16 protein-coding genes are annotated in these 16,896 nt (G+C 44.1%); 7 read left to right on the top strand and 9 right to left on the bottom strand.

From position 1 onward, the window contains the following. The first annotated feature begins 48 nt into the window (after window positions 1-48). The 3 genes from Q0241_RS06005 to Q0241_RS05995 all read left to right on the top strand — a co-directional run bounded on the left by Q0241_RS06005 (window position 49) and on the right by Q0241_RS05995 (window position 3,163). Window positions 49-1,233: an acetyl-CoA C-acyltransferase gene (locus tag Q0241_RS06005; RefSeq protein WP_299374634.1), complete on the top strand. Its 1,185-nt coding sequence runs from the start codon at window positions 49-51 to the stop codon at window positions 1,231-1,233. A gap of 266 nt (window positions 1,234-1,499) precedes the next feature. Continuing rightward, window positions 1,500-2,132, top strand: a complete 633-nt coding sequence (locus Q0241_RS06000; protein WP_366941151.1) for a DAHL domain-containing protein — start codon at window positions 1,500-1,502, stop codon at window positions 2,130-2,132. Then, on the top strand, window positions 2,120-3,163 hold the full coding sequence (locus Q0241_RS05995; protein ID WP_299374628.1) for an ATP-binding protein: 1,044 nt from the start codon (window positions 2,120-2,122) through the stop codon (window positions 3,161-3,163). Before Q0241_RS06000 ends, Q0241_RS05995 begins: the two co-directional genes overlap by 13 nt. A gap of 18 nt (window positions 3,164-3,181) precedes the next feature. On the opposite strand, the gene Q0241_RS05990 is transcribed toward Q0241_RS05995, so the two are convergent. The 9 genes from Q0241_RS05990 to Q0241_RS05950 all read right to left on the bottom strand — a co-directional run bounded on the left by Q0241_RS05990 (window position 3,182) and on the right by Q0241_RS05950 (window position 12,711). Further along, the gene (locus Q0241_RS05990) at window positions 3,182-4,429 is read right to left on the bottom strand and encodes a phenylacetate--CoA ligase family protein (RefSeq protein ID WP_299374625.1); all 1,248 of its coding nucleotides are present in this window, start codon (window positions 4,427-4,429) and stop codon (window positions 3,182-3,184) included. A 64-nt stretch (window positions 4,430-4,493) separates the two neighbouring features. Beyond that, a complete protein-coding gene (locus Q0241_RS05985; RefSeq protein WP_299374622.1) occupies window positions 4,494-5,321 on the bottom strand; it encodes an ABC transporter ATP-binding protein in 828 nt (275 codons plus the stop codon). Window positions 5,322-5,426: 105 nt separating this feature from the next. Beyond that, the gene (locus Q0241_RS05980) at window positions 5,427-6,653 is read right to left on the bottom strand and encodes an ABC transporter substrate-binding protein (protein WP_299374619.1); all 1,227 of its coding nucleotides are present in this window, start codon (window positions 6,651-6,653) and stop codon (window positions 5,427-5,429) included. Between the two features lie 70 nt (window positions 6,654-6,723). Next, entirely contained in the window at window positions 6,724-7,788 is a 1,065-nt protein-coding gene (locus tag Q0241_RS05975) for a branched-chain amino acid ABC transporter permease (protein WP_299374616.1), read from the bottom strand. 19 nt (window positions 7,789-7,807) lie between these two features. Then, complete coding sequence (locus tag Q0241_RS05970) at window positions 7,808-8,701, bottom strand: branched-chain amino acid ABC transporter permease (RefSeq protein ID WP_299374613.1); 894 nt, start codon at window positions 8,699-8,701, stop codon at window positions 7,808-7,810. Between the two features lies 1 nt (window position 8,702). After that, a complete protein-coding gene (locus Q0241_RS05965) occupies window positions 8,703-10,736 on the bottom strand; it encodes a long-chain fatty acid--CoA ligase (RefSeq protein WP_299374610.1) in 2,034 nt (677 codons plus the stop codon). Beyond that, window positions 10,733-11,536, bottom strand: a complete 804-nt coding sequence (locus tag Q0241_RS05960; RefSeq protein WP_299374710.1) for an ABC transporter ATP-binding protein — start codon at window positions 11,534-11,536, stop codon at window positions 10,733-10,735. The genes Q0241_RS05965 and Q0241_RS05960 overlap by 4 nt, the downstream gene beginning before the upstream one ends. A 159-nt stretch (window positions 11,537-11,695) precedes the next feature. Further along, window positions 11,696-12,082, bottom strand: coding sequence for a MerR family DNA-binding transcriptional regulator (locus Q0241_RS05955; RefSeq protein ID WP_299374607.1), 387 nt, complete (start codon window positions 12,080-12,082; stop codon window positions 11,696-11,698). Between the two features lie 464 nt (window positions 12,083-12,546). Next, a complete protein-coding gene (locus tag Q0241_RS05950; protein ID WP_299374604.1) occupies window positions 12,547-12,711 on the bottom strand; it encodes a hypothetical protein in 165 nt (54 codons plus the stop codon). A 742-nt stretch (window positions 12,712-13,453) separates the two neighbouring features. On the opposite strand from Q0241_RS05950, the gene Q0241_RS05945 reads away from it, so the two are divergent. The 4 genes from Q0241_RS05945 (at window position 13,454) to Q0241_RS05930 (ending at window position 16,741) form a co-directional block, all read left to right on the top strand. Continuing rightward, window positions 13,454-14,020, top strand: a complete 567-nt coding sequence (locus tag Q0241_RS05945; RefSeq protein WP_299374600.1) for a hypothetical protein — start codon at window positions 13,454-13,456, stop codon at window positions 14,018-14,020. Between the two features lie 78 nt (window positions 14,021-14,098). After that, window positions 14,099-14,992, top strand: coding sequence for an alpha/beta hydrolase (locus Q0241_RS05940; protein ID WP_299374597.1), 894 nt, complete (start codon window positions 14,099-14,101; stop codon window positions 14,990-14,992). Between the two features lie 156 nt (window positions 14,993-15,148). After that, entirely contained in the window at window positions 15,149-15,856 is a 708-nt protein-coding gene (locus tag Q0241_RS05935; RefSeq protein ID WP_299374594.1) for an SDR family oxidoreductase, read from the top strand. Between the two features lie 78 nt (window positions 15,857-15,934). Continuing rightward, window positions 15,935-16,741, top strand: coding sequence for an alpha/beta hydrolase (locus Q0241_RS05930; protein WP_299374591.1), 807 nt, complete (start codon window positions 15,935-15,937; stop codon window positions 16,739-16,741). Window positions 16,742-16,896: the final 155 nt, after the last annotated feature.

The raw sequence follows: 16,896 nt of genomic DNA, 5'->3' as shown, positions 1-16,896 counted from the left end.
CACCTTTATCTGGATGAAATCCAGATTACAGTACTGGGAATAAAATTTATGTCTGATCCAATCGTTATCGTTTCTGCTGCCCGTACCCCAATGGGCTCTTTTCAAGGAGCCTTATCTCCGCTTTCAACGACTGATTTAGGTGCAGAGGCAATTAAAGCTGCCGTATCAAGATCCGGAATTAACGCTGAAGACATTCAGGAAGTTATGATGGGGTGTGTTTTACCTGCTGGGTTAGGGCAAGCCCCGGCGAGGCAAGCAGCCATCAAAGGCGGTCTGCCGCTTTCGGCAGGCTGTACAACAATCAATAAGGTCTGTGGTTCTGGCATGAAGACCGTGATGCTTGCGCACGACGCTATTTCATCAGGTAGCGTTGATATTGTCGTTGCTGGTGGCATGGAAAGTATGACCAATGCACCCTACATCTTACCTAAAGCACGCGGTGGCATGCGTATGGGCCACGGCACTGTTATTGATCACATGTTCATGGATGGCTTGGAAGATGCTTATTTTGACAAAGGCGGCCTGATGGGCACCTTTGCCGAAGCAACCGCAGACAAATACAAAGCCACCCGCCAAGAGCAAGATGATTTTGCCATCGAAAGCCTCAACCGTGCCAAACAGGCAACAGAAGCTGGTTACTTCAAAGACGAAATTGAACCGCTAACGGTCAAAAATCGCAAAAGCGAGACCATCGTTGAAAGTGATGAGCAACCGTTTAAGGTTGATACAAATAAAATTCCAAATCTTCGCCCCGCATTCCGCCCTGATGGTACAGTTACAGCCGCATCTTCATCTTCTATTTCCGATGGCGCAGCAGCCTTGATACTAATGCGAAAATCCGAAGCTGATAAACGGGGGTTAAAACCTCTGGCATCGATCAAAGCTCATGCAACCCATTCTCAAGAGCCTTGCTGGTTTACCACAGCACCAGTCGGCGCCATTGAAAAGGTTCAAGCCAAAGCAGGCTGGTCTACGAATGACGTAGACCTCTATGAAATTAACGAAGCTTTTGCCATTGTAACACTCGCTGCGATTAAAGATTTAAATCTCGATCCAGCAAAGGTCAACATCAACGGTGGGGCCTGTGCTTTGGGGCACCCGATTGGTGCGTCGGGCACCAGATTGATTGTCACATTGCTACATGCCCTAAAACGCACAGGCGGTTCAAAAGGGATTGCAAGTCTGTGCATTGGTGGCGGTGAAGCCACTGCTTTGGCGGTCGAACTTATTTAAACTCGTACAAGTCGATCCTCATAAAGAAGCTCAAGAAACCCGGTGTTTTCATTGTGTGGCACCGGGTTAATTATCTTTTATCATTACGCTTAAACACTTTACGAATAATTAAGCCTTATATACGACCATAGATAGCATCATGACCTAACAATTACATCATGAGTTAATATGGCTTGTTGTCACAATCCAACGAAAGACTGCGCTTTCATCTGCTTGATGGAAGTCTATGGCACAGCTGAAATCTCCGTCTTCGAAAGTCGGAGGTAATGATGCATAGCGCAATAACCAAAAGTATCCTGATAATATTTACGTTATGTCTTTGTGCGATAATAATTTTCACCTACATAGAAACACAGCGAACCCACCCAGTTCAAATGCAGCAAATGAGCCTGATGCTGCAAGACTTGAAAACAAACGAGACGCATATCAATGAAGAAATTCTAAAACAACGTCTGGGAACAAGAACAGATTACGGAAAATATGATCAAGCAGATCAAGCAATCGACCAGACCCTTAGAAACATAGAAAGCAGTCTGGATACAAAAAAGCTCAGTAATCCAGAGTTCCAAACCCTCTTCAGGGCATACAAGCGAAACCATATTCAACGAAAAAAAATCATAAAAATATTTAAAAATCAAAATGCACTATACAAAGATATTGAAGTCTTTTTCCCTAAAATACTATTCACGTTTTCAGAGAATTATTACGGCAGTGATAATACACAAGTCATCCAGAAAGACCTAATTAACCTGATTACACTCGTGAATAATAAAAAAACACATAATCATGCAGAAATCAGAGTTGGTCTATCCAAACTGATAGATAACCTAAACAAGCTTTCTGCAGACCTTGATAACGTAGAAAATAACGAGCTGAAAAAATTGAATTGGAAAAAATAGATTTCTCGTTAAATCGTTTACTGGACACAACCGAAGCACTTTGGGAATCAAGGGCAAGAGCAAAAAACCTGAGGTTTCAAATACTAAACTCACCCATTAATACAGATATTATCAAAAGTGATCCCGGGCGTATAAAACAAATTATTTATAACCTTATTGGAAATGCTATTAAATTCACCCACACGGGTAAGATCTCTATTATTATTGAGCAAATGGAAACTATTGGTAACAAAATAAAGTTGCGATTTGAAATTGAAGATACTGGCGAAGGCATTTCTTTGGAAAATCAAGAAAACCTTTTTAAGGTCTTTTCTCAGGCAGACTCTTCCACAACTCGAAGATTTGGCGGTACGGGTCTGGGGTTAGCTATTTGCAAACAGCTCACACATTTAATGGGCGGCGAGATCGGGGTCGAAAGCGTCGATGGCATAGGGTCAACCTTCTGGTTCACAATCCTTGTGGAAAAAGGAGATGAGCAAAAAGTTAGGGAAGAAGATGAAGCCGAACGAGCTAGAGATCATGTTCCTGAATATATAGGAAAAACCATCAAGATATTAGTGGCCGAGGATAATCTAATAAATCAAAAGGTAATTCAGTCATTACTCAAATCATTAAATTGTAGGTTACATATCGTTAATAACGGTATCGAAGCTTACATGATTGTTCAAAAACAAGAATTCGATATTATTTTAATGGATGTCCAGATGCCACAAATGGACGGACCAACAGCCACAAAACGAATTCGTAATCTTCCTGCCCCGACATCAGACATTCCAATCATTGCTTTGACTGCAAATGCCATGAAGGGTGATCGCGAATTCTACCTCGCCTCTGGAATGGATGATTACGTCTCAAAACCAATTGATCGAAAGGCTTTGATTGGTGCTATATCAAGATGGGTGAGCGCCGCACATATTGATAAACCAAGTCCATCATCAGCTAAATCGACCGAACAACCAGCCAAACTTAGCCAAGATGCCGAAGATGAAATCAAAAAGCTACAAAGCGACTTGGATAATATTCTACCCTAAATATTTCCTTAAATATTTTTATGCACTGGTGATCGGTCGGTCGTCATGAATAACCTTACCATCGTTGGGTAACGTTCCAATCTCTGTGTAGGTCACTTCCCCACGTAGCCGGCATTCAGATCGAATGCTTTCCTCTAACCTTTCACGTAAACTTTCACGATCACAATCACTTGTGATCTCGCAATGTAAAGCCATGTTGTCACGTCCTGCATTCTCACTAACTTCCAAACGTGCTTTTACAACTTCTTCATGTTTTTCAACAATCCGTGCGATCTGTTCGGGGTGAATAAACATGCCTCGTACCTTTGTTGTCTGATCGGCACGCCCCATCCAGCCCTTAATTCGACGATTTGTCCGCCCACAGGGACTCTGACCTGGCATTAACGCTGACAAGTCCCCTGTCGCAAAACGTATGAGTGGGTAGTTCGGATTAAAACAAGTTACAATCACTTCGCCAACCTCCCCCCCTGCCACAAGGTTACCTGTACCCGGACGTACAATCTCAACGATTACATCTTCGTCAAGAATCATTCCCTCAAGGCTTTCGCTTTCGTAAGCAATAAGGCCGACGTCTGCTGTTGCATAACACTGCCTTACATGAATATGTCGACTTTCGTAATATCGCCTTAAATCAGGGAATAACGGTCCACCCGTTACCAGCGCACGTTTTATCGAAGATATCGGCGTTTCCAATGCATCAGCTTTTTCAAGTATGATTTTTAAAAAATCAGGCGTCCCCATATAGGCATCGGCTTGGAAACGATTGATTGCCTGTACTTGGCTTTCGGTTTGTCCGACACCACCGGGGAAAACTGCACAACCTAATGTACGGGCAGCAAAATCAAACATGATCCCGGCAGGCGTAAAATGATACGCAAAGCAATTATGGGCAACGCCGCCCTTTCGCAGCCCCACAGCATGTAAAGCGCGAGCAACACGCCAGATATCGCCGTCAACCCCTTGCGGCTCTACAATCGGCCCTGGAGACAGGAACAGTCGTGCCATCTCCCCTGTAGAAACTTGTCCTAACCCACCAAAAGGAGACGCATCACTTTGCATCTCTATCAAATCTGATTTGCGGACAACAGGCAGCACTGCCAGATCTGTTATAGAACTTATTTGATCCGGCTCAATATCGGCAAGTGTCTTACGATAATATGGAGCCTTTTCTTTTGCCTCAGAAAGGCACCTTTGCAGCTTTTGTAACTGATCATTTTCCCGTTCATTCTGGCTACGAGTTTCCTTATGATCAAAATAATCAGTCATTAAAAGCAATCCAATTCACGGCATTCATCAGGTTTAAAAGTAAAGCACAGAGACAATAAGGCTGTTACAGCCAGCGTTTACGTCGTTTGAAAGATTTGATATTTTTAAATGACTTACGTTCGCTACCGCCGCCGCCAAGATAGAACTCCTTGACGTCCTCGTTGTTCATTAATTCTTCTGCGGTTCCATCAAGAACAATTTTACCGTTCTCCATGATATAGCCGTAGTCCGCAGCCCGAAGCGCCATGTTGGCGTTCTGCTCGACAAGGAGAACACTAATTCCAAGCTCTTCATTCATACGCTTGATAATACCAAAAACTTCTTTGACGAGCAGCGGTGAAAGCCCCATGGAAGGTTCATCCATCATAATAAGATTTGGACGCGCCATGAGAGCACGACCAATCGCCAACATTTGTTGCTCACCACCAGAAAGATACCCGGCTAGCCCTGTTCTTTCTTTTAACCGTGGGAAATAATTAAATACCTTTTCCATGTCTTCGGCGACATTTTTTTGGGGCTGGGTAAAGGCACCAAGGCGAAGGTTTTCGATCACCGTCATATCCTGGACAATACCACGGCCTTCCATAACCAAAAACGTCCCGTTACGAACACGCTGTTCTGGCGGCGTTTGGGTAATATTCATGCCATTATAAACAATATCACCGCGACTAACCTCACCATCTTCAGATCCTAACAATCCTGCGATAGCTTTAAGTGTTGTGGATTTCCCTGCCCCGTTGGCCCCCAATAGCGCGGTAATTTTCCCGCGTTCAGCCGTCAGGTTCAATCCTCTGAGCACCAGAATAACGTCATTGAAGACCACTTCAACATTATTAACGGCCAGAATGATTTCATCCTGAGTTTGGTTTTGAAGTTGAGATACAGAACTCATAGGGGAGATCCTTAGATTAAGGCCAGATTTCAAATCCAGATTTGTAAAATAACATGTAAAGAAAAGGTCAGGTCTGACCAAAGACAGACCTGACCTAATTTACGATTAGTAACCAACCCAATCGTCACGACGCGGCAGTGTCATTTCAGCAATCCGCTCAATGTTCACAGCACCGTCTTCGAAAGATCCTTTATTAATGGATACAACAGTACTTCCACGGTGATCTTCAGGGGACCAGCTTGATGGCAGGCAAACGCCCTCAAGGCCTTTAGGTGTCCAGTTCTGGTTCACATACATCCCTTTTTTGATGTTTTCACCCGTTAAACCACCATTCGCCTTTGCCCACTCCATTGCTTCTTTCATGTAATAAGCCGAGCAAACGCCACGGATATAGTGATGTGTTGGCTTGGCGTCTTTGGAAAAGCCACTATCATCTGCAATTTTATAAACAAGCGCCATACCATCAGCAGCGGCATCCCAGAAAGGTGTTGCTGTCGGGAAGACATAGTCTTTTGCTTCTGCAGCTTGAATAGTCAGATAATCACCAGCCCAGACATTCCCCATATAAGTCACATCAGCGCCAACTGTGTTACAGGATTTAAGAAGAGAAATTACAGAGCCACCAAGGTTACCAATATAGGCATAGTTAGCACCTGATTCTTTAATGGTCAGGCATTGTGCTTTAAAATCACCGGGGCCAAGTGGCACGACAACAGGCGGCAGGACTTCAAGTCCTAATTCTGTCGCGTACTCTGCACAACCTTCTTTTGGTGCATTCGGATAGGGATGATTATCCCCTGTATGCACAAATTTTGGATCGGAAATCCCCTTTTCCTTGGCATCACCTGCCGCCCACTGAACTAGAGCACGACATGCATCTGTATAGGAAGGGCCATAAAAGAAGTTGTATGGCGCAGGCTTCTTCGTCTTCGGGTTTTTACCCGTCGGATCAGTCAAGTGACCGGAATATGATGCGGACCAAACAGGAACCTGATCTTTTGCTACAAACGAGATCAAAGCTTCGGTATCACCCGTACCCCAGCCTTGTAATGCGATCATACCTTTTGATTTCCACTTCTTGTAGTTCGCAATCGCTTGCGGAACTTTGTAAGCATAATCAATGGTTTCCATTTCGATTTTAGTACCATCAATTCCCCCAGTTGAATTGATGTAGTCAACGGCATCACGTACGCCCGGACCATAGAACTTACTTACAAACGATGTTGGACCTGTGTAATCAACAAGGTGACCAACAAATACTGAATCTTCTGCCAAGGCTGGGCTGCTAGCTGCCGCCAGGGCAAGTGTTGCGGCGAGAATACGCTGCTTCATGTCTTTCTCCCTTTTGGCGGCATCATTATTATATTTCCACCCCGGCCGCCGCGGAATGAATGCCTCTCTCTTAGTGAGAGAATGGATAAAGCTTCCAACTGGCCCGAATAAGACGCCAGCGATGAATAAGTCCTTCTGGTTCAAAGATAAGGAACAGAATAATCACTGCGCCAACGGACATTTCTTTGATATAGGCTTTGCTTTGCTCAATGCCTTCAAAAACCACGGCTGCGCTACTGGCGATCTCTTCCATAAATTGTGGCAGCAGCAGAATGAAAATAGCCCCAAGCAGCGATCCTGAAACCGATCCCAAGCCACCGATAATGATCATGGCCAAGAACTGAATGGATAACAGAATAGTAAAGCCTTCAACCGAAACATATTGCAGATAATGCGCGTAAAGAGCACCGCCAAGGCCGGCAAAGAAACTGGAAACACCAAATGACATAATCCGATAACGGGTCAGGTTAATGCCCATAATTTCAGCAGACAGATAATGATCCCGAACCGCGACCAGTGCGCGACCATCTCTGGAACGACGAAGGTTACTGACTGCGAGAAAAGAAACAACAACCCAGAAAAGGACCAGGTAAAAATATTTCTGATCGGTATCAAGGTCGATACCCAGAAAATTCACAACCTCGGCAGCAGAACCGTACGCCCCGCCAGAGAACCAATCTGCACGAGAAAAGAAATCTTGCAGAATGAACTGGGATGCCAAGGTTGCAATGGCCAGATAAAGCCCCTTGAGACGAGCAGCAGGGATACCAAATATCATCCCAATCGCGGTCGTCATTAACCCCGCGAGCGGAATACAAATAAACACAGGTATCCCTGTTGTATTATTCAACCAAGCTGAAGCAAAAGCACCAAACCCAAAGAAGGCTGAATGCCCAAGGGAAATTTGCCCGGTAAAACCAACAAGAACATTCAAACCAAGAGCTGCTATTGCATAAATGCCGATTAGAATCATCTGGCTGATATAAAAATCATTAAACACCAACGGTGCAAACAGCAGAGCAAAAATCCCGAGGTAAACGGCATAGCCTTCTACTTTAGTACGAAATAACGATGTATCGTCGCTGTATGTGGTTCTGAAATCACCACAAGGGCGCGGATGAGGAACATGTGACATAACTTAACCGCTCCCTTTCTTAGATGCGTTCGATATCTTTGGTGCCGAAAAGACCATAGGGCCTTATCATTAAGATAATGATCAGCACATAAAACGGAGCAACGGTATACATGTTGCCGATGTGTAAGAATTGGCCATCAAAAAACTCTGCCAAGTTTTCCAAAAGCCCAATGATGACACCACCAATAACGGCACCAACAATTGAATCAAGCCCGCCAACGATGACTGCCGGGAAAACCTTAATGCCAATAATCGCCAATGAGTTTGAAACAGCATTCACAAGCCCCAGAACAACTCCGGCGATACAGGACACCAGCGCAGAGATAGCCCAAGCCATAGCAAAAACCTGTTTAACTGATATACCTAATGATTGGGCAACCTGCTGATTATAGGCCGTTGCGCGCATGGCCAGTCCATAGCGAGAGAACTTGAAGAAGTAGTAGAATAATCCCATGACGACGAGAGAAAGCACCAGCGACATGAGATAAGCTGTCTCAACCTGAAGCCCGCCTATCGATATGGTTTCATCGCCAAAGACAGAAGGAAAGCGCTCAGCTGAATTACCAAAGACCCAGTTCATAAGCGCCTGCATGAAAATGGACAATCCAATAGTTACCATGATCACAGAGATAATCGGCTCTCCGATCAATGGTCGTAGAATTACCATCTGAACCAGAATACCAAAGACCGTCATAAAGGCCATGGCAAATAAGAAGGCCAAAACAAAGGGTAATTGCCATTTCATGACAAAAAACCAACAAACCCATGCGCCGAGAACAAGAAACTCACCTTGGGCAAAATTAACAACCTGTGTGGACTTGTAAATCAGAACAAAACACATGGCGACAACGCCATATAACAGGCCGACAATGATACCATTGATCATCAGTTGGAATAAAAGATCCCAGTTCATCTTAACGCCCCCCAGCCAGCTGTTTTTCCGGGCGAGGATTTGCATCATCCGACCCTAAATTTTCAATGTTAAGCGTGGTAACAATTCGCTGCTTCGTTCCATCCTGAAAATGAATAACCGTATCAATATCAACATGATCATCATCAGAATAGAGACGGTCTATAATATCGCCGTATTTATCAGCAATCACACCGCGGCGTACTTTTCTTGTCCGTGTGAGTTCGCCATCGTCCGCATCCAGTTCTTTGTACAACAGCAAGAATTTTTTGATCTGTTGCGCAGGCGGCAGAGTGGCATTTACCATCTCAACTTCTTTACGCAGCTGTTCATAAACAGCTGATTGTGCAGATAGATCTGTATAAGTCGTAAAGCGAAGGCGTCGCTTTTCAGCCCATTTTGAAACGATAGGATAACGAATACAAATTATCGCAGTCAGATAGGGTTTATCCGCACCAAGAATAACAGCTTCAGCAACATACGTTGAAAATTTCAGTTTATTTTCAATATATTGTGGCGAAAACTTCACACCAGATGTTGTACTTGCCAAATCTTTAATTCGGTCAATAACAACCAAATGCCCGTCATCATTAAAGTAACCAGCATCCCCTGTTAGGAACCAACCATCGTCTCCGAATGTTTCTTTACTGGCCGCTTCATTCTTGTAATAGCCACTCATCATATTGCCGTGATTAACACATATTTCACCTAGACCCTCTTTATCCGGATTATCAATCCGGAGCTCCACCCCAGGCATTGGTGAGCCAACTGACTCGTGATTTACATCATCGGCCTTATGAATAGTGTGCGCCCCCAGTGCTTCAGTCTGCCCGTAAAGCTGGCGCAAAGGAATTCCCATCGAGAGGAAGAACTTGAAAGTATCCGGCCCCATCGCTGCGCCACCTGTCGCGGCCGATTTCAGATTTTTAAAGCCGAGACGATCCCGCAAGGCACGCATCAACAACCATTCCGCAGCAGAAGATTCTTGTCCTTTTTCAAATGCTTCCAAAGCTTTTTTCGTGCCCCAGTCGTACATTTTTTGTTTCCAAGGACTTGAATCCATCATCCTTGCCCGGACATCCGCCGCAATCGTTTCCCAAACCCGGGGAGCCAAAAGAACAAAACTTGGCCCCACTTCCCGCAAGTCCGCCATCACTGTCGATTGCTCTTCCGGGAAGTTAACTTTCATACGAGAGATTAGATTCCAAGCCACTGAATACATTTGCTCCATCACCCAACTCAAAGGAAGAACAGCTAGGTATTCATCTTCGGAAGTCTTAGGATCTGCGCGCAGATAAGACGCAGCATGCCCAATAAATGCCTTGTGCGGCCACATTGACAGTTTAGGGTTGGATGTTGTTCCCGATGTTGTGCAGAGTATCGCAACATCGTCTTGGTCTGTGGCGTTAATTAAATGATCATAGGCATTGCTGTCTTTATCCAGCGATGCTTGCCCAAGTTTTTCAAGGTCGTCCAATGATATCAACCGGGGATCATCGTACTTACGCATTCCTCTCGGATCTGTGTAGATGATATGTTTGATAGAAGGAATGCGGTCTTCAAGATTAAGAAACTTATCAACCTGTTCCTCATCTTCAGCGATAACAACCTTGGGCTCAGTATAGTCAGTTAGATAAGCAATTTCATCTTCCAGCGCATCCCGGTAAATACCCATGCTCATCGCACGACAAGCATGTGCAGAAATTTCACCCCAGACCCACTCGACCCTGTTATCGCCTATCAGGACAACGGTGTCTCCTTGCCCTACCCCCAATTCGGCCATGCCAAGAGCCATACGCCCGACATGATCATTAAACTCTTTCCAAGTGAAACGGTTCCAAATTCCAAATTCTTTTTCTCGTTGCGCGACTTCATTCGGATAATGAGCAGCATTATAGGCAAGAATTTTAGGAAGTGTGTCGTAAAGCTCGACATCAACCTGACCAGAAGCCGTTGTGTTCCAGGCAATATCATTTCCGGCAATAACGTGCGCATTGCCGACAACACTTAGGTTTGGCTTTTTCTCGTTGTTACTCATAATGCGACCGCCTCTGCCTCTTCATCATGGAGCAAATCATCTTCTTCTCCTAAATAAGCATGCTTAACATGTTCATTTTCCATGACTTCATCTGGCAAGCCCTCAGCAATCTTCTTGCCGAAATCCAGCACCATCACACGGTTTGATATGTCCATGACCACCCCCATATCATGTTCAATCATGACAACGGTCACACCTAGCTCTTCGTTAAGATCAAGAATATAGCGGGCCATATCCTCTTTTTCTTCAAGGTTCATACCCGCCATGGGTTCATCCAGAAGAATAAGGTCTGGATTAATCGCAATCGCCCGCGCAAGCTCTACGCGCTTTCGCAAGCCATAAGACAAAGTACCCGCGGGCTCATTTCTCACATGCTGAATTTCTAGGAAATCAATTATATCTTCAACATCACGACGATGGCTCAGCTCTTCTTTTCGCGCCCCGCCAATCCAATAGAGCATACCTGTAAAGAAGTTGTTCTTAAGAAGGTGATGACGCCCCACCATGATATTATCGAGAACAGACATATGGCTAAAAAGTGCCAAATTCTGAAAGGTACGGCCAATCCCCATAGCGGCACGATCATTAATTGACCGGCCAATCAGGTTCTTCCCTCTATATATAATCTCACCTTCCTGGGGCTTATACCGTCCAGAAATGCAGTTAAGCATAGAGGTTTTACCAGCTCCATTCGGGCCAATTATTGAGAAGACCTCTCCCTTGCGGACAGAAAAACTCACATCTGTTAAAGCCCGAATTCCGCCAAAGCGAAGGTTAATACCATTCGCCTCGAGCAACATGTCGCCCGATTGAACCAAACAACTTCTCCCTGTCCGCGACAAAAAATGCCACTATCCTGTTGGCACCAACCGAGACACCCATTCATCCCGTGAATGGGAACTCATTGATGCGCCCTCTCTATGATCACAAAGGATCACGTCTCATCCTACTGAACAGGTTTATTTTTTTATTTCATCCAAGCGTTGCGATGCCACAGCGGTTACTCTTGCCATTTCAGAGAGAATCTCATCGATATCTTCTCTCTTCTCAACAAGCTTGGAACGATGTCTAGCAATACACTCGAGCAAACGTTGAATTTGACCACTTTCACCGGGTTCCAAATCATACATTTCGATGATTTCGCGAATTTCGGCCAAGGAAAACCCTAAGCGTTTACCACGCAAGATTAGTACTAATCTTGCCCTGTCACGCGAAGTGTATAACCTTTTCCGCCCCTCCCGGTGTGGGTTGAGTAAATTCTTGCCTTCGTAGAACCTCAAGGTTCGGGTTGTAATCCCAAACTCATGTGTAAGTTCCGTAATGCTATACAAGCCCTGTTCATTCATACTTCATCTTTGTAACATCTTACGTAAAGGTCAATTAATTTTTTTATTTATCAAATGCATTTTCAAAGATCGAAACAGATATCCTTACGTCATCATCTTCGACGCAATCAACATAAACACTTGATAATACAAAAAAATGTCTAATCCCAACGGCAGTATCTCGTTACCATACCAAGATAATGACATCTGCTTATTTGCAGATAAATGAATAATTTCGCATCCATGATCTGCAAAATAGCAGATACAAGTTTTATTTATGAATAAAAACTCAGTATAAACCTATTAAAACCAACAAAGATTACCCCTTTCAACTTCACAAACTTTATTGAATTTGTAATTTTATTACCCAAGATTTTCATCAAAAATGCACCACAAGCAAAATGGACAGAAGCCAGATTACAAATTTAATATGCCTTCTATCCATTTTTAAACGCCCAATACTTTAGTTTGTTACCCCTAGCCTCCTACCAAAAGTGCTCTTGCCGAAATGGCCACTTTGGTGGATCGGGGTCTGCAGGTAATCCAATGTCTTCACGAATTGACGCGGGAAGATCCTCAATATCAACAGCTGTAACTCTTGCCTTAAGGCGAGAAAGAATACGATTGAATAGCTTGATAACTCTAGCCATGACTTACTCCATAATTGTAAGCACGACTGTCGGTATTTAATAGTTACTCGTGTAACACCCCAAATTTGAACATGACTCTGTCGGCAAAAGACACTGTAAGACCAGCCCCCACATATCTTCGCCAAATATTGGAGAAGATATTTCAGAGCAGTCAGACAAACAGCACATAGTTCATGGGTGTAAAAACACAGATCCCATGCCTATGAAGGCCAAACGTTAAGAATTAAACAAATTATAGGTGAATAGGTGAAATACTATTTTTCAGACAGTCAGTGCCGAAAAGGTGTGACACTCAGTGGATTTATAATTGTGTGCATCCACGAAATGCTGATCGAAAAACACGAGTAACATAAGCTCGGAGAGAACGATTCCCGAACACGCTCGTGCGGATATATGCAGAGGTGATAATACGGGTCATAAATCGTTCCTTGTTAAAGCTTAAAGTAGTTCACAAAAAACAAATACCCGTCCGAGCTTTTTTTGCCAAGTTCAAAATAGCTTGCAAAAATAATTACCAGATGACAGTTGCGTAATAGCAACACATACTGTTGCCGTTTTTACACACCCCCGAATTTGGCCAAAGCTCTTGCTGAAGCAGGCTATATTGCTGCTGCACCAACCCACACCGGAAATAGCTATGAAAACGAGAGCTATCCTCCGCAACGCTGGATGCTGGATCGCCCGCGCCATATAAAGCTGACGATTGACCACTTGCTCAACAACTGGATTGGCAAGACTAATATTGATCCAGCCAGAATTGGCATTTTCGGTTTTTCTGCCGGAGAATACACAGCCCTGGTTTCAAGCGGAGCTGTGCCCAATATTCATAACCTTCTCTCGCATTGCAAAAAAAAGTCCAAATGAAGTTGCCTGTATACTTGGCGATCACAACGCCGCCGCAATCACTGACCTTGCACAGCGATCAGCGGGTGACTGGAACCACGACCCAAGAATATCTGCTGCCGTCGTGATTGCTCCGGGACTTGGCTTTGCCTTTGATCAATCTTCATTAGAAAAGGTGACTTTGCCTCTTCAACTTTGGTCGGGGACACAAGATTTAAATGTTCCAACAGAGACCAATGCAGGTCTAATCTTTAAATTCTTACCCAAAACGCCAGAGTATCATCTGGTTAAAGATGCCGGGCACTTTGCGTTTCTCTCTCCCTGCAATCCTTTACTGAAAGAACATAACCCAAGAGTTTGGAACACAGTTTGTGTCGATGTCCCCACCTTAAACAGAGAAGAATTTCACGAAGCGTTTAATGAAAAAGTGATCAAATTCTTCAACAAAAGTCTAACCGTAAAATAAAGACATCATTGCATTTTGCACTAAACACCCTTTATCTAAACAACCTTCCGTTTAAAACGAGCAAAGAGTAAGAGAGCAATGCAGTCCAAAACCTTATCCGGGTTCACCCAATCCTTTGTACAAGTAAATGGAGTGAAGTTAAGCGTTCACACTGCAGGTACTGGTAAGCCTTTGCTCTTACTCCACGGCTATCCGCAAACCCATGCAACCTGGGGAAAAGTCGCCCCGGTCTTCGCACAAAAATTCCAGTGTATTATTCCCGATCTGCGCGGCTATGGGGAAAGTAGCATTCCCGTAACGGATAGCGAGCACAGCCCCTATTCCAAACGTACCATGGCTCAAGACATGATCGAGCTTATGAACCATTTTGGTTATAAACGCTTTTCAGTCATTGGTCACGACAGAGGAGCAAGAGTTTCCTATCGTATGGCGTTGGATCATCCTGAAGAAATAGAAAAAATGGCTATCATTGAAGTCGTTCCTACTGCCGAGATGTGGGGTCGTTTCAATGCTGAGATGGCACTTAAGGCTTATCATTGGACTTTCCTTGCGCAACCAGCACCGCTACCAGAAAACATGATAAAAGCAGATCCTATCACCTATCTCGAGTGGACACTTAAAAGTTGGACCCAGGAAAATTCACTCAATGTGTTCACCCCGGAAGCCCTAGAGAGCTATAGGGAACAATTTAGAGATCCCAATCACCTGCACGCCCTCTGTGAGGATTACCGCGCAGGGGCTACCCTTGACCGGCAGCACGACGAAGAGAGCAGAAAAAATGGTGACAAAATAAAAGCCCCTCTCTTCTTTCTTTGGGCACATAAGGGATTTCCTGCCAAAACAGGAAATCCGCTTGGTTTGTGGCAAAGCTGGGCTGAAAATGTCCAAGGTCATGCTATTGATTGCGGGCATTTTGCCCAAGAAGAAAACCCCCGAGCAGTTACAGAACACCTTATTCCTTTTTTTGAGTAACCATTCCCCACGCCCTTAAATTGCAATAATTAAGAACGGGTTTCCTTTAAAACCTCACCTAATCTATCTACTAGTAGATAAATAAATTGACAAACCTTTTAATACTCCCATTTTATAAAAATACATTGCCTACCTATAGATAGATTGGATAAATGAATGACGAATACTGCATCACTAATTATTGGCGGCTCAAGCGGCATGGGCAAAGCAGTTGCACAAATTTTGAGAGACAAAGGGCAGAACTTGGTTCTTGTTGGTCGAGACCCTACAAAACTTGAAACGGTCAAATCTGAATTACAGCAAAATGGATCAGGGCAGATCGACATACATGCCGTTGATCTTCAAAACTCGGGGCAAGTTGAACGATTCATTTCAGTAATCGAAACAGAGAAGCGCCATATTTCCAAGTTAATCAATGCTGCAGGAACGTTCAAACCTGTCGCTTTTCTGGATCATACTCATCGCGATTTCGATAGCTATCACGACTTAAACAAAAGCCTATTTTTCATAACACAAGCCGTTGCAAACAATATGAAAGAACATAAAGGGGGCGCAATTGTAAACATCGGATCTATGTGGGCAAAGCAAGCCATTAAAGCGACCCCTTCGTCCGCTTACTCTATGGCAAAAGCTGGCTTACATTCATTAACACAGCATCTGGCCATGGAGCTTGCCGAATTCAACATCCGGGTAAATGCTGTTTCACCAGCTGTTGTTGTGACCCCGATTTTTGGATCTTTTATCGAGCCAGATCAAATTGAAGACACACTCACCGGTGGTTTCAACGATTTTCATCCTATCGGTCGAGTGGGAAGGCCAAATGATATTGCTGAAGTGATCAGTTTTGATATTCGCAACGTATAATAAGTTTATAGGGCTAATGATTATATTTGGCGAACTTAAATTTTTATTATTAAAGACAACATACAATATAAAAACAGTATGAATACACTATTAGAGTCAACCAATATAGAATCCTGGCAACAGCAAACCTCATTTGGGCATGCCATACAGGGCTTCCATCGACAGGTTGAAAATCCTGAGCAGCGCGTACACTTTTTACACGGCACAGGGTTTTCGGCAGGTACTTTAATTCCCTTGATGCACCTTATGCCAGAATCCTGGGATTGCTATATCAGCAATATTCCTGGACATGGAGGTTCGACGTGGAATGAAGATCGAGCACCTAATTGGTTGGAAATGGCAGATGCTTTAGCGGAATCTATTCGTAAAAAAATGGATGTCGAAAATAAAGGTCCTGTGGTGGGCATTGGGCATTCATTTGGTGGGATGATGAGTCAGGAAATAGCCGCGATCATGCCGATCAGGAAAGTGCTAATCATTTCCAGTATCAAAAGCCGAAAGGAGCTTCCGCCTCATTTTAGCATAATCAAGAAATTAGGGATTCAACATGTTATGTCCAAGAGCGTTACTCTGGCTTCCTTGCCATTGTGGGGAAAATATCATGATTATGTGAGCAAAGAGGAGCAAACGCTCTTTAAGGATATGGTAGACAGGCATTCAAGTTCAGACCTACGCTGGGCGCTCACGCAGCTTTCAGGCTGGCAAACGCCTCCGATGCGGGAGGGGACGGAGCTCGTGCATATACATGGCGAGGGTGACCGCACATTCCCCATAAAACGGATACAGCAGCCTGTCCACGTCATTAAGGGTGGTGGGCATTTTATGGTTTATAAACAGGCTGAGCTTGTGGGGGATTTGATTAAATCTTCTTTGCCTGGGGATTAATCCCAGGCAAAGGGTGTGCTTTATTCTTCTCCAACTACAGCTTCCACATCATCCACCTTTTCGATTTTCACTGGAAGCTCAATCTCGGTTGCGCGCTGTTCAGTGATTACTGTCTGGTTAATAGGTCCAAGAAATGGTGTGGCGTAGAATCCAAT

The organism is uncultured Kiloniella sp., from assembly GCF_937128705.1.
Lineage (GTDB): Bacteria > Pseudomonadota > Alphaproteobacteria > Kiloniellales > Kiloniellaceae > Kiloniella.
The sequence above is the reverse complement of the archived record's forward strand: the minus strand, read 5'-3'. Positions and strand labels throughout refer to the sequence as shown.

Coding starts and splice junctions, on each gene's coding strand:
- Q0241_RS05960 (WP_299374710.1), bottom strand. CDS start 11,536: ATGTTGCTCGAGGCGAATGGTATTAACCTTCGCTTTGGCGGAATTCGG.
- Q0241_RS05985 (WP_299374622.1), bottom strand. CDS start 5,321: ATGAGTTCTGTATCTCAACTTCAAAACCAAACTCAGGATGAAATCATT.
- Q0241_RS05955 (WP_299374607.1), bottom strand. CDS start 12,082: ATGAATGAACAGGGCTTGTATAGCATTACGGAACTTACACATGAGTTT.
- Q0241_RS05980 (WP_299374619.1), bottom strand. CDS start 6,653: ATGAAGCAGCGTATTCTCGCCGCAACACTTGCCCTGGCGGCAGCTAGC.
- Q0241_RS05950 (WP_299374604.1), bottom strand. CDS start 12,711: ATGGCTAGAGTTATCAAGCTATTCAATCGTATTCTTTCTCGCCTTAAG.
- Q0241_RS06000 (WP_366941151.1), top strand. CDS start 1,500: ATGATGCATAGCGCAATAACCAAAAGTATCCTGATAATATTTACGTTA.
- Q0241_RS05965 (WP_299374610.1), bottom strand. CDS start 10,736: ATGAGTAACAACGAGAAAAAGCCAAACCTAAGTGTTGTCGGCAATGCG.
- Q0241_RS05940 (WP_299374597.1), top strand. CDS start 14,099: ATGCAGTCCAAAACCTTATCCGGGTTCACCCAATCCTTTGTACAAGTA.
- Q0241_RS05970 (WP_299374613.1), bottom strand. CDS start 8,701: ATGAACTGGGATCTTTTATTCCAACTGATGATCAATGGTATCATTGTC.
- Q0241_RS05990 (WP_299374625.1), bottom strand. CDS start 4,429: ATGACTGATTATTTTGATCATAAGGAAACTCGTAGCCAGAATGAACGG.
- Q0241_RS05935 (WP_299374594.1), top strand. CDS start 15,149: ATGACGAATACTGCATCACTAATTATTGGCGGCTCAAGCGGCATGGGC.
- Q0241_RS05930 (WP_299374591.1), top strand. CDS start 15,935: ATGAATACACTATTAGAGTCAACCAATATAGAATCCTGGCAACAGCAA.
- Q0241_RS06005 (WP_299374634.1), top strand. CDS start 49: ATGTCTGATCCAATCGTTATCGTTTCTGCTGCCCGTACCCCAATGGGC.
- Q0241_RS05975 (WP_299374616.1), bottom strand. CDS start 7,788: ATGTCACATGTTCCTCATCCGCGCCCTTGTGGTGATTTCAGAACCACA.